The 12,921-nt window shown below is 69.9% G+C and carries 10 protein-coding genes, 1 tRNA gene and 2 pseudogenes; 8 read left to right on the top strand and 5 right to left on the bottom strand.

The window, feature by feature from the left end:
- Positions 1–85: 85 nt before the first annotated feature.
- The 5 genes and pseudogenes from ACH492_RS24585 (at position 86) to ACH492_RS24565 (ending at position 2,425) form a co-directional block, all read left to right on the top strand.
- A complete protein-coding gene (locus ACH492_RS24585) occupies positions 86–562 on the top strand; it encodes an Lrp/AsnC family transcriptional regulator (RefSeq protein ID WP_398989838.1) in 477 nt (158 codons plus the stop codon).
- Positions 563–573: 11 nt separating this feature from the next.
- Positions 574–975: pseudogene (locus ACH492_RS24580) on the top strand (ABC transporter permease); the annotation flags it as partial.
- A gap of 104 nt (positions 976–1,079) precedes the next feature.
- A pseudogene (locus tag ACH492_RS24575) lies at positions 1,080–1,557 on the top strand (glycine betaine ABC transporter substrate-binding protein); the annotation flags it as partial.
- Between the two features lie 89 nt (positions 1,558–1,646).
- A complete protein-coding gene (locus ACH492_RS24570; protein ID WP_398989837.1) occupies positions 1,647–2,231 on the top strand; it encodes an ArsR/SmtB family transcription factor in 585 nt (194 codons plus the stop codon).
- Between the two features lie 14 nt (positions 2,232–2,245).
- The gene (locus ACH492_RS24565; RefSeq protein WP_398989836.1) at positions 2,246–2,425 is read left to right on the top strand and encodes a hypothetical protein; all 180 of its coding nucleotides are present in this window, start codon (positions 2,246–2,248) and stop codon (positions 2,423–2,425) included.
- A gap of 109 nt (positions 2,426–2,534) precedes the next feature.
- Here the strand turns inward: ACH492_RS24565 and ACH492_RS24560 are convergent, their stop codons facing one another.
- From ACH492_RS24560 to ACH492_RS24545, 4 genes are all read right to left on the bottom strand, one after another.
- The gene (locus ACH492_RS24560; RefSeq protein WP_398989835.1) at positions 2,535–3,323 is read right to left on the bottom strand and encodes a S16 family serine protease; all 789 of its coding nucleotides are present in this window, start codon (positions 3,321–3,323) and stop codon (positions 2,535–2,537) included.
- A gap of 212 nt (positions 3,324–3,535) precedes the next feature.
- A complete protein-coding gene (locus tag ACH492_RS24555) occupies positions 3,536–4,177 on the bottom strand; it encodes an IclR family transcriptional regulator (protein ID WP_398989834.1) in 642 nt (213 codons plus the stop codon).
- 334 nt (positions 4,178–4,511) lie between these two features.
- The gene (locus ACH492_RS24550) at positions 4,512–6,296 is read right to left on the bottom strand and encodes a DEAD/DEAH box helicase (RefSeq protein ID WP_398989833.1); all 1,785 of its coding nucleotides are present in this window, start codon (positions 6,294–6,296) and stop codon (positions 4,512–4,514) included.
- A gap of 165 nt (positions 6,297–6,461) precedes the next feature.
- Positions 6,462–7,925, bottom strand: a complete 1,464-nt coding sequence (locus ACH492_RS24545) for an MFS transporter (protein ID WP_398989832.1) — start codon at positions 7,923–7,925, stop codon at positions 6,462–6,464.
- Between the two features lie 177 nt (positions 7,926–8,102).
- Here ACH492_RS24545 and ACH492_RS24540 point away from each other — a divergent pair.
- Positions 8,103–8,174 (top strand) — tRNA-Cys (locus tag ACH492_RS24540).
- Between the two features lie 122 nt (positions 8,175–8,296).
- On the opposite strand, the gene ACH492_RS24535 is transcribed toward ACH492_RS24540, so the two are convergent.
- The gene (locus ACH492_RS24535; RefSeq protein WP_398989831.1) at positions 8,297–8,887 is read right to left on the bottom strand and encodes a hypothetical protein; all 591 of its coding nucleotides are present in this window, start codon (positions 8,885–8,887) and stop codon (positions 8,297–8,299) included.
- 266 nt (positions 8,888–9,153) lie between these two features.
- On the opposite strand from ACH492_RS24535, the gene ACH492_RS24530 reads away from it, so the two are divergent.
- Positions 9,154–10,020 carry a GyrI-like domain-containing protein gene (locus ACH492_RS24530; protein WP_398989830.1) on the top strand — a complete coding sequence of 289 codons (867 nt, stop codon included), beginning with the start codon at positions 9,154–9,156 and terminating at the stop codon, positions 10,018–10,020.
- Positions 10,021–10,702: 682 nt separating this feature from the next.
- Positions 10,703–12,913, top strand: a complete 2,211-nt coding sequence (locus ACH492_RS24525; protein ID WP_398989829.1) for a PQQ-binding-like beta-propeller repeat protein — start codon at positions 10,703–10,705, stop codon at positions 12,911–12,913.
- The last annotated feature ends 8 nt before the right edge of the window (positions 12,914–12,921 follow it).

Here is a 12,921-nt window from a genome sequence, read left to right as displayed (position 1 = left end):
GTTTGAGTTTCCTCTGGGCAATCTGCATAGCGTATGCGCACTATGAAGGGGCTATCTGTACAGGATGACCATTCGGGAGACACTCATGGCGATCGATCATCTGGACGGCCGGCTCATCGTCCTGCTGGCGCGCGAGCCGCGGATAGGTGTGCTCGAGGCGTCTCGCCGCCTCGGTGTGGCCCGCGGCACCGTGCAGGCCCGCCTGGACCGCCTTCAGTCAAATGGCGTCATCCGCGGTTTCGGCCCGGACGTCGATCCGGCGGCGCTCGGCTACCCCGTCACCGCCTTCGCGACGCTGGAGATCAAGCAGGGACAAGGCGCGGACGTCCGCGCCCATTTGGACGGCGTCCCAGAGGTGCTGGAGCTGCACACCACCACCGGTCACGGTGACATGCTCTGCCGGCTCGTCGCCCGTTCCAACGCCGATCTTCAGCGTGTGATCGACCGGGTTGTCGGTTTTGATGGCATCGTGCGGGCGTCCACGGCGATCGTCATGGAGAATCCGGTCGCCTTGCGGATCATTCCGCTGGTGGAGCAGGCCGCGGAGGACGACGAGGTCTGAGCTGAAGCGGTGTGAGCTTCCGGGGCTATCTCGCGGGTCACCACCAGCAGCTGTTCACCGACGCCTTCCAGCAGGTCAGCGCCGTTTTCCAGTGCATGGTCATCGCCACCCTGCTGGGCATCCTGATCGCGTTGCTCACCTACCGCAGCACCTGGGGCGGGAATCTGGCCATCACCTCCACGGCCGCCTTCCTCACCATCCCCTCCCTCGCCCTGATCGGTCTGCTGATCCCGATGGTGGGCCTGGGCGTGCCGCCCACGGTGATCGCCCTGACGCTGTACGGGCTGCTGCCCATCGTCCGTAACGCCATCGTGGGGCTGCGCGGCGTTGACCCCTCCCTGGTGGATGCCGCCAGGGGCATCGGGATGTCCCGGACCGCCCGGCTGTTCCGGGTGGAGCTGCCGCTCAACTGGCGCTGACGCCGCGCGGACTGGAGGCGTGATGCGGTACGTGCGTACCGCGCTGAGCGGGGCGGTCGCCTTCACACTGACGCTGACGGGCCTGACCGGCTGCGGGCCTCAAGGGCGCGTCGCTGACGGTCGCTTCCAAGAACTTCAGCGAGAACATCATCCTGGGCCAGATGATCGGCCTGATCTTCAAGGCGGCGGGCGCGGAGGTGCTTGACCGTACGAACCTGCCCGGCTCGATCAGCGCGCGCCAGGCGATCGTGGGCGGCGACGCGGACGCGATGTACGAAGTCCAACTCGTGCCTGCTGGGCGAGGCGTACACCACCGACGGCCGGATCAAGGAGATGGATCTGGACACGCTCGCGGACGACAAGCACTTCTTCCCCAACTACAACGCGGCGCCGGAGATCCACAGCGCGACGATCGACAAGTGGCCGGCGATCGCGGAGCTGCTGAACCCGCTGAGCGCACGGCTGACGACGCAGATCGCGCAGGAGCTGAACGCGAAGGTGGACGTGGATGGGGAGGACCCGCACAAGGTGGCGAAGGACTGGCTGATCGAGCAGGGCTTCATCAAGAACGGTTAGTCAACTGTCGACCAAAAAGGGCTAGTTACAAAGAACCGGTTGCAAAGAACCTCTTGCAAAGGCTCCTTTGCAACTCTACAGTCGGTGCCATGCCGGAGATTCCCGAGGAACAGGTCCACGAGCTCGACCCGCGCACCCTGCGCGGGCTCGCCCACCCGCTGCGGATGCGGCTGCTGTCGAAGCTGCGTGCCGACGGTCCCGCGACTGCCTCCCAACTCGCCGCCGCCCTGGGCGAATCCAGCGGGGCCACCAGCTACCACCTGCGCCAGCTGGCCGCGCACGGCTTCGTGGAGGACGCCCCGGAGCACGGCAAGGGGCGCGAGCGGTGGTGGAAGGCTTCGTACCAGTCCATCCGCTTCAACAACGACCTCTACAGCAATCCCGATCCATCCGTCCGCGGGGCCGCGAACTTCTTCATCCACGAGGTCGCGTCCATCCACGGACAGGAGCTGACGACCTTCGTCGGCACGCTGGGCGACTGGCCGAAGCCCTGGATCGAGGCAGCGGACCTCAGCGACTGGACCCTGCGGCTGACTCCGGAGCTCACCGATGAGCTGAACGAGAAGATGCACCAACTCATCGAGAGCTACCGGGAGTTGGAAGTGGAAACCGGCACACAGGACTCCGCCCAGGTCCGCTTCCATCTGCATGCCTTCCCGCGCGCCACCGACTGAGGGGATCACCACACATGCACTCCGACATACATCTCCAGCTGCATGCGCTGCGCGCCGCGGAGCTGCGGGCCGAGGCCGCAAGGTACCGCCGGCCGCGGAAGAACCTCCGTACGCAACTGGGCTGGACTCTCGTCGAGTTGGGCCTGCGCCTGGTGCAGCGGCAGCAGCCCGCACGGACAGCGCGCATGGCATGAGCGCGGCGGGCCCGGTCGCCAGCGCGGACGTGCCTGCCGGGGGCCGTTCGCCGGACGTGCCTGCCGGGGGCCCGCCTCGCCGGCGCGGAAGCGCCGGCCGTGGGCTCCGTCAGCAGCTGGGGACCTTGCCGCCCTTCTCCAGCGCCCGAAGGGACTCCACCGCGTCCTTCAGGGCCGTGACCGGGATCAGCCGCAACCCGTCGGGGAGTTCGGCCTGCGCGTCGGAACACTCGTCCTTGGGCACCAGGAAGACGCTCGCGCCGTCCCGCTTCGCGGCCTGAGTCTTCAGGGACACCCCGCCGACCGCGCCGACCTTGCCGTCGGCGCTGATCGTTCCCGTACCGGCGACACTGCGGCCGCCGGTGAGATCTCCGCCCGCACCGTCCCCGTCGAGCTTGTCGACGATGCCGAGCGAGAAGAGCAGCCCGGCGCTGGGCCCGCCGACGTCGGCGAGGTGCAGGGTGACCTTCACCTTCGCCGGGTCCTTGCCGAGGTAGGAGAGCGCGGCACGGGTGGCGTAGGCCTGCGACTGCCGCATGTCCTTGAGGTTGTGCCGTGCGACTTCCTCGTCGGACTTGCCGGCCGGATAGACGGAGTCGCGCGGGAGGACCGCGCGGTCGGTCCTGAACCACGCGCCGGCCACATCTCCGAGGTCGACGTCGGCGGACGGCCCGGTCGCGAGGATGGTCGTCATCAGCAGCTCACCCTTGGTCGTACGGGTGGGCGCGCCGGTGATGGCAATGACGGGTGTGCCCTTGACGTCGCCCAGGACGTTCGCGGTCGAGCCGGGCTGCGCCACGGCGTACGGCAGCGGCGCGAGCCCGGCGGCGGCGAAGAGCGCGGCGACGGGGAGGGCGCAGAGGGCGATGGCGCGGGGGCGCGTGAGACTGGAGAGCACGGCGTCAATCTATCGGGCGGGGATGCTCGCCCCACGGGGCACCGGGCGCCCCGCGCCCAGCGGACCCCGCACCCCGGACAGACACCACGCCCAGCGGACCCCAGGCCCCGGACAGACACCACGCCCAGCGGACCCCAGGCCCCGGACAGACACCACGCCCAGCGGACCCCGCACCCCGCAGCCCCGCACCCCGGACAGACACCGGCCCCGCGTCAGCGCAGCGCGTCCGCCACCTCGCGGGCCGCGTCGACCACCCGCGGCCCCACCCTCTCCGGGACCGAGTCCGCGAGCATCACCACGCCCACGCTCCCCTCTATCCCCGTCACCCCGACCAGCGCCGCGGCCGCGCCGCTCGCGCCCGCCTCGAGTTCGCCGTGGGTGAGCGTGTACCCGGGCTCGTTCGACTTGCCCTGGCGGGCCGCGAGGATCGCCTTGCCCGCCGCGCCCCGGTCCAGCGGGTGCCGGAAGCCCGCCCGGTACGCGACGTGGTAGTCCGTCCAGGTCGGCTCGACGACCGCGACCGCGAGGGCCTCCGCGCCGTCGACCAGGGTGAGATGGGCCGTGGCCCCTATGTCTTCCGCGAGCGAGCGCAACGCCGGCATCGCGGCTTCCCGCACCAGCGGGTGCACCTGTCGGCCGAGGCGGATTACGCCGAGGCCCACCCTGGCGCGGCCCCCGAGGTCGCGGCGGACGAGGGCGTGCTGCTCGAGGGTGGCGAGCAGACGGTAGACAACGGTGCGGTTGACACCGAGTTTGTTGGACAACTCGGTGACGGTCAGCCCGTGGTCCGTGTCGGCGAGCAGTTTGAGGACACGTAGTCCCCGGTCGAGCGTCTGGGAGGTCTCCGCGGTCACGTCGCCCTCTCCTTCGGAGTGAGTGACGGCGGTCCTCTTACGGAAGTTACGACACCGGTCCCGTTGGCGACGCACCCAGAGGCCGCCGGCAGGCCATGCGCACCGGCTGCGCTCCGCGGCGGCGCTGCCACGGGGCGTGTGCAATGCGGGGACAGTAGCGACCTGGTTCGCTCAGCGGAAGACCTCGTCCAGAATCCGGGCGCGACAGGGACTCAGATCCGGACATCGATGGACTTTAGATGACAAAAAGCCCTTAACTGCCTATTACCGCTGGAATCGTTCGATGGACGCCCGTGGGGGGCGGGCCTGGGTACGACCTGGGTACGAGCGGAGCTCACCGCATCCGGGTCGCCCACTCCTGGACCTTCTTGATCCGCTCCCGGATCTGCCCGGCCGTCGCCTCCGCGCTCGGCGGCCCGCCGCACACCCGTCGCAGTTCGGTGTGGATGACCCCATGCGGCTTGCCGCTCTGGTGGACGTACGCCCCGACCATCGTGTTCAGCTGCTTGCGCAGCTCCAGCAGCTCCTTGTGGGAGACGACGGGCCGCCGCTCGGCGGGCAACTCCAGCAGGTCCGCCTCGTCGTCCGGCTTCTTGCGGCTGTGCGCGATCTGCCGTGCCTGCCGCTTCTGCAGCAGCAGTTGGACCTGGTCGGGTTCGAGCAGCCCGGGGATGCCGAGGTAGTCCTGCTCCTCCTCGCTGCCGGGGTGCGCCTGCATGCCGAACTCGGCGCCGTCGTACAGCACCCGGTCGAAGACCGCGTCGGATTCGAGGGCTTCGAAGGGCAGCATGTCCTGCTCGCCCGTGTCCTCGTCCTGCTGCTTCTCCGCCTCCGCGAGTTCCTTCTCGGACTCGGCGTACGGGTCTTCGTCCCCGTCCTTCTTCGGCTTGTCGAGTACGTGGTCGCGCTCGACCTCCATCTCGCCTGCGAAGCCGAGGAGGTTGGGGATGGTGGGGAGGAAGACGGACGCGGTCTCGCCGCGGCGCCGGGACCGTACGAAACGGCCCACCGCCTGCGCGAAGAAGAGGGGCGTCGAGATGGTCGTGGCGTACACACCGACGGCGAGGCGTGGCACGTCAACGCCCTCGGAGACCATGCGGACCGCGACCATCCAGCGGTCCTCGTTCTCGCTGAACTCCTCGATCCGCTTGGAGGCGGCGGTCTCGTCGGAGAGCACGACGGTCGCCTTGGTGCCGGTGATCTCGCGGATGAGCTTGGCGTACGCACGTGCGGAGTCCTGGTCGGACGCGATGACGAGCCCGCCGGCGTCCGGGATGCCTTTCCTGACCTCGGTCAGCCGCTTGTCGGCGGCGCGCAGCACGTTCGGCATCCAGTCGCCGCGCGGGTCGAGCGCGGTGCGCCAGGCCTGCGAGATGGCGTCCTTGGTCATCGGCTCGCCGAGGCGGGCGGCGATCTCGTCGCCGGCCTTGGTGCGCCAGCGCATGTTGCCGCTGTAGCTGAGGAAAATCACCGGGCGGACGACCCCGTCGCCCAGCGCATTTCCGTATCCGTACGTGTAGTCGGCGGCGGACCGTCGGATCCCGTCGTTGCCCTCTTCGTACTGGACGAAGGGGATCGGGTTGGTGTCGGACCGGAAGGGCGTACCGGTGAGCGCGAGGCGGCGGGTCGCAGGGTCGAAGGCCTCCAGGCATGCCTCGCCCCAGGACTTGGAGTCGCCGGCATGGTGGATCTCGTCGAGGATGACGAGGGTCTTGCGCTGCTCGCAGCGATTGCGGTGCAGCATGGGCCGTACGCCGACGCCCGCGTAGGTGACGGCGACGCCCTGGTACTCCTTGCTCAGCGGCCCGGCGCTGTACTCCGGATCGAGCTTGATCCCAATCCGCGCGGCCGCCGCGGCCCACTGCTTCTTGAGGTGCTCGGTGGGCGCGACGACGGTGACCTGCTGGACGACGTGATGGTGCAGCAGCCAGGAGGCGAGGGTGAGCGCGAAGGTGGTCTTGCCTGCGCCGGGGGTGGCGACGGCGAGGAAGTCGCGTGGCTGCTCCTGGAGATACCGCTCCATGGCGCCTTGCTGCCAGGCACGCAGCTTGTTGGCGGTACCCCAGGGGGCGCGCCCGGGGAAGGCGGGTGAGAGGTGGTGGGAGGCGGTAGTAGTCACGGTCTCCGGTTCACGGGCTCGGGTACACGTCGGTCGGTACGACAACCGGGCCACCCTACCGGTGGGACTGTCGCACCCCACGGCAGACGAGGCGAGGCGGGCCTCGTTGAGACCCGCCTCACAGTGCGCGGGTCTTGGGCGACTTCACCCTCACCCCGCCCGGCCTCACCGCGTCCGCAGCCGCGTCCCCACCCACGCCCCCGCCAACGCCACCCCCGCCATCGGCACAAACACCGCCGCGAACGCCCCCGGATACGAGCCCGACGCCCCCGACGCGACGTGCGCCGCCCCCACCGCTCCCCCGCCCAGCGCAGCGAACGCCGCACCGCCCGCCGCCAGCAGCAGCACGTTCGACAGCCCGTCCGAGATCTGCAGCGCCGCCGAATTCGCGCCCGCCTCCTCCGGCGCCGACAGCTTCAGCAGCAGCACGCTCGTCGACGCGATCACCATCCCCATGCCGAAACAGCCCACGCCCCACGCGACCCCCACGATCCACACCGGAACCCACGCGATCAGCACGCTCGGCGCCGTCGCGATCGATGCCGCGACCAGCACCATCCCCAGCGCCATCAGCCGTTCCCGGTACGGCTCGACCCGCGGCCGGGACTGTACGTACGAGCCCAGCGTCCACGTCGCCCCGCCCACCGCCAGCGAAAGCCCGGCCATCGTCGGCGACAAACCGCGCTGGGTGACCAGCATCAGCGGTACGAACGACTCCGCCGCGATGAAGGACCCGGCCGCGATGCCCCGTAGCAGTACGACGGAAGGCAGCCCCCGCACCGCCCGGTACGTACCCCGCGGCAGCAGCCCGAGCGCGGCCGGCACCAGCAGTGCCGCGCCCGCCGCCGCCGGGACCAGAGAGAACCAGTTCAGGTCCTGGGCCGCGTACTGCAGCAGACCCGCGCCCAGCGAGATGCCCAGCGCCAGCCGGATCCGGCGCCCGTCGAACGGCTGCGGCGGCGCGGCGGGATCCGCGGGCCCGGACGCCATCCGCCGGATCGCCGGCAGCGCGAGCGCCAGCGGGAAGACGACCAGCGCCGGGATGCCGATGAACACCCAGCGCCAGCCGAGGTGTTCGGTGACCGTCCCGGACGCGAGCGGCCCCACGACCGACGGGATGACCCAACTCGCGGCGAAGGCCGCCATGATCTCGGGCCGCAGCCGCTCCGAGTACGCGCGGCTGACGACCACGTACAGCGCCACGATCACCAGCCCGCCGCCGAGCCCCTGGACGGCCCGCCCGATGATGAACAGCCACATCGTGCCCGCGGTCCCGGACATCAGCAGCCCCGCGCCGAAAGCCGAAATCCCGGTGGCGAGCGGCCGGAGCGGACCGTCCCGGTCGGCCCACTGCCCGGAGAGCACCATCGCGAAGAGGCTGGTGGTGAAGTACGCGGAGAAGGCGAAGGCGTACAGCTCAATGCCGTGCAGCTCCCGCGCGGCGACCGGCATCGCGGTGCCGACGGCGGTCGCCTCGAAGGCGATCAGCACGACGACGGAGACGATGCCGACACTGAGCGCACGATGTGTCCTGCCGAGGACGCCCTGGCCATCGGGCACCGCGTCTCTGTCATCTCTGTCATCGGTCGGCGGCGTGACCTCGGCGTCACGGGGTTCGAGGGCGGTCATGAGCCTCAGAGTAAGGGGCGTGGCCCTGGATGGGCCCTGTCTCTGGACGGGCCCCCACTGGTCCCTTGGTCGTACGACCGTGAACCGTGAACGCCGTATGGCAGTCGCATTTCGTCCCGAGCGGAACCCTTGAGCGGTGTCCCGGCCCCGCCTACGGTCGACGTATTGGATGCACACGGCCGTGTGCCCGAGTGGTTGAGGGACTCGCCTGCAAAGCGAGTTACGCCGGTTCGATTCCGGTCACGGCCTCTGCGTACGTACGGCAGCGGCCGCCCCCATAGCGCGGGGGCGGCCGCTGCCGTACCCGGCCCAGCGTTCCGCGTCCGCCCGCGCCCCATGCCCAGGGCGCCGGTCACGCGCGTACTCGCCGGCTATGCGCGTACTCCCTGAAAGTCCGTGTCCCACGTGGTGACGAGGTCGTGCGCACCCGGTCTGTCGCCGTCGACCGGGGTGCAGTTCACGTACTGCGTCACGGAGAGGCTCCTGGCCGTGGGCCACCAGGAGAGGTTGAGCGAGTCCTTGGTCTCGGGATCCTTGAACCGGACGTTGACGCCTGCGACCCCGTCCCTGCTGCCCGGCCTGTCGTAGACGACCTCCCAGCCGTCCGCGCGCATCCGCTCCCGCATCCGCCGGTCCGCGGACCCGGCGTCGGCCTCGGCGACATCCTTGATCTGCCACCGGTGCTCCATGCCGAGACCGTTCAGCTCCTCCTTGAGACTCAAGGTCGTGGTGTAACAACCGGTGGACTGGATGTCGTTGACCTGGACTTCGCCCGCCAGGCCCAGTCCGTCGTACACACTCTGCGAACGCGCATCGAGCCGCTGCCTGGCCTCCGAGAGATAGACAGCGGGATCCGGGTCGGAACCTCCTCCGCCCCCCATCACCTGGCACCCACCGAGCGCCCACACGCCCAGAAGTGTCCCCGCCAGTGTCAGCGCCTTGCGTCCGACCGTCGCCATCATGGCCGTGACGCTACGGAGCCGGGGAATCCCCGGCGAGAGACCTCCCACTCAACCTTCCGCGCGCGGATGCTCTTGCGTACGCCGTCCAGCCCCTGCTAGGCCGCGTTTGCTCGTTGTGACTGAGGCAGGTGTGGTGTGCGCGGGCCGTCCGTGGCCCGCCGGGCCCGACCGGACCCGACCGGGCCCGACCGGACCGGGCACAGGATGTCGGGTCCGGCAGGGTGAGTCCTTCCTAACGTGAGTGATCGAAAGGGAAGGAGGCCGGGGTGCTGGAGCGGCTGAACCAGGCCATGGAGCACATCGAGTGCCACCTTGATCAGCGGATCGAGGTGTCCGACCTGGCGCGGATCGTGGTGACGTCGGAGTACCACTTCCGGCGGCTGTTCTCCGCGCTGGCAGGGATTCCGCTGTCGGAGTACATCCGGCGCAGGCGGCTGACGGTCGCGGGTGCCGAGGTGCTGGCCGGGGAGCGGACGCTGCTGGAGGTCGCGGTGCGTTACGGCTACACCTCGGGGGAGGCGTTCGCGCGTGCGTTCCGCGTCATGCACGGCGTCGGTCCCGGCGAGGCCAGGCGGGCCGGTGCGAGTCTGCAGTCCCAGCCACGGATGTCCTTCCGCCTCATCGTCGAAGGGAGCAGCAGCATGCGGTACAGGGTCGTGGAGAAGGAGGAGTTCCGTGTGGTCGGCAGGAAGGCGCGCGTCCCCCTCGTGCACGAGGGGGTGAATCCCGCCATCGCCGCCTTCATCCGGGACATCGGCCAGGAGACGCTGCAGCGCATCCAGAGCCTGTCCGATCAGGTGCCGGAGGGGATCGTCTCGGTGAGTGACAATCTGGACGACAGTCGCGCGGAGGGAACCGAACTCGATTACTACCACGGCGTGGTGACCCGCGCCGCTGTGCCCGATGGCATGGACGCGCTCACCGTCCCGGCCGGGACGTGGGCCGTCTTCGAGAGCTCCGGGCCGTTTCCGCAGGCGCTCCAGTACCTGTGGCGGGACGTGTTCACGCAGTGGTTCCCGTCCAATCCGTACCGGAGCCGGCCGGGGCCCGAGATCCTGCGCACCCGGCTGTCGCAGGACGCGGCACAGGCGGACGCGGAGCTGTGGATCCCCGTGGAGCGGACTGCGGTCTGAGCGGCAGCGCGCGGCGGCCCCGGGCCGCCGCGCGCTGGGTGACCGTACGACCCGTAGGGCGTGCCGTACTGCGGATACTGGTTCGGCAGGGGCTGGTTCGGCAGGGGCTGGTTCGGCAGCGGCTGATTCGGCAAGGGCTGGTTCGGCGGATACTGCGGAGCCTGTGGCGGCTGCGCCGGCGGCGGAGGCGGAACCGGTGGCACCCCGGGCCGCGCATCCTCCGGTCCTGGCTGACCGTACTGCCCCGGCCAGTCCTGAGGACCTTGATACGGCGGCTGAGTCATCGGTGCGCACCTCGTTCCGCGGGCATGCCACCCGCACGTGGGGGATGTCGTACGAACCCTGCCGGTTCAGGCGCGGGCCCGGATGAGTATGGATCACTAACTGCCCTGAGCACCGGCACTCATTCAGGTCCTCGGCGGCACCACCCGGCCATCGCCCGCGTTTCCGTACGCAATTGAGTACGTCTGCCCTCACTGCCTGGCCCGCCGGGGCAGCAAGGTGACCCACAACTCCTTCCGGGAGGCAGGCGACCCGGCCAAACGTCTGTCGAGCCGCTGAGTAAGCTCCTGATTCTGTTGGGGACACCAAGGGGGATTCACACATGGGACGACTGCGCACAGCCCTGCAGCAATGCGCTGCCGTGCATGACTGCCTCCTTCCCGGGCCCGGGATCTGACCGGTGCTCTCCCCGCTGACGCACGATGATCCCGTCGCGATCGCCGCCCACCGCCTGATCGCCCGCCTGGGCAGCGGCGGTATGGGAACCGTCTATCTGGCCCGTTCCGCCGGCGGCCGTACGGTCGCGCTCAAAACCATGCACGCCGGCATCGCATCGGATCCGGCCTCGCGGACCCGATTCCGCCTGGAGACGGACGCGGCCCGCATCATCGGCGGCCACCACGGCGCGACCGTCGTCGACGCGGACCCGCTCGCCGAAACCCCCTGGCTGGCAACCGAGTACGTCCTCGGCCCGCCCCTCGACGACGCCGTAACCCTCACCGGACCACTCCCGGAGACCTCCGTCCGCGCGCTCGGCGCAGCCCTCGCCGGAGCCCTCGCCCAACTCCACTCCTCCGACGTCGTCCACCGCGACCTCAAGCCCTCGAACGTCATGGTCACGGCCTACGGCCCGAAAATCATCGACTTCGGCATCGCACGGGCGGCGGGCGACGACCGCCTCACCCGTACGGGAGCGGCAGCGGGCACCCCCGCCTTCATGTCCCCGGAACAGGCCACCGGCCAGGAACACACACCGGCGGGCGACGTCTTCGCACTGGCAGGAGTCCTCACCTACGCGGCAACGGGCCACGGTCCCTTCGGCTCGGGCCAGCCGGCGGACCTGCTGTACCGCGTCCGCTACGCAGACCCCGACCTCACCGGCGTACCAGAGTCGCTGCTCCCCATCCTCACGCGCTGCCTCACCAAAGACCCCGGCCAGCGCCCCACCACGCTGGAACTCTCCACCCAACTCCACAACGGCCAGGGCCAATTCGCCGACCACCTCCCCGACACCCTCCTCGCGGAGATCGCCCGCCGCGCGGCAGAGGTCTGGCTGCACCAGCCCCACCGCCTCCCCGCCCCCGCCGACCACGCCCTCAGCCCCACCGTCCCCTCCCACCGCCCCATCTCCCGCCGCAAACTCCTCACCGTCGGTGGTGGGTCGGTCCTCGGCACGGCCACCGCAGCCTTCGGCACCTGGACCTGGCTCAAGAACGACGCCCCGGACACAAGCCCCACAGCCTCGAACACCCCGTCCAGCACGCCGCCCGCGCAGGCCAAGGACCCACGCGAGGCCTGGCGCCGGACGATCAAGAGCGAGGTGACGAGGATCCCGCCGATGGCAGTGGGCGACAGCGTCGTACTGCCCACCGACGAGGGGCTCCTGAGCCTGGACGCCACGAGCGGAAAGCAGCGCTGGCTCAACAAGGACCTCAAGCAGGCCTGGCAGCTGCACTCGGATGGAGCCCGGATCTACGTGCTGCTTCCCGGCGGTTCGCACGGCCATCAGCTGTCCCCGCACACCGTGAACCTCACCGATGGCCGCACAACGCCGCTCACCGCGTTCGGGAAGTTCGACAAGCCCGTCCAGCAGGCCCAGCTGCTGGACGTCGCCAACGGCACGCTCTACCTCGCCGCCAGGAAGGGGGCGTCCGGCGACCCCGGCCCGGTGCAGGAGAAGAGCTGGCACGTGATGGCCGTGAGCCTGAGTACGGGCAAGGAGCTGTGGAGCACGCCCCTGCGTTCGTACCGGATCGGCGTGCTCGAGGAGACCATCGTCTCGGCCCGCAGCGGCAGCCGGCTCGTACTGTGCCGGAAGGCCACCACCGGTAACGCCCTCGAAGTCAGCGCCAGGGACGTCCGTACGGGTGCGGAGCTGTGGAAGGCGACCGTGGCCAGGGGCGAGACCGACACAAGTGTCCTCCTCCCGGGCGAGCTCGCGGTGGACGGTCGGCACGTCTACTTCGGGGCCGACGAGGCCCTGGCTCTGCGTCTCTCCGACGGCTCCGTCGCCTGGCGGTTCGGCGAGGGGCGCGACAGCATCGCCGCCGCGGACGCCCGTTCGTACGGCACACCGGCGGTGAAGGACGGCGTGGTGTACGTGACGGAGTACCAGGGCGGGCTCGTGGGCCTGGCCGCGGCCGACGGAAATCTGCGCTGGGAGGAGCAGCCGCGGAATCAGTTCCCCGCGCTCCGCATCCCGCCCGTCATCCATGGCTCCCACGTCTTCAGCTCGGACGGCACGCAGCTGGGCGCCGTCAATGTCGCTTCGTACAAGAAGGACTGGACCTTCAGCCCCAGTCCCTCGACCTTCGTCCTCCACGAACGCGCCGCGCGGCTCGTCGGGGTGGGCGACGATCTGGTCGTGGCCATCCGGCTGGACCAGAACTGACCGACCCG

This window comes from Streptomyces sp. NPDC019443 (assembly GCF_044389785.1).
In the GTDB taxonomy this organism is placed as follows: domain Bacteria; phylum Actinomycetota; class Actinomycetes; order Streptomycetales; family Streptomycetaceae; genus Streptomyces.
This window is presented reverse-complemented; position numbering and strand designations above follow the sequence as displayed.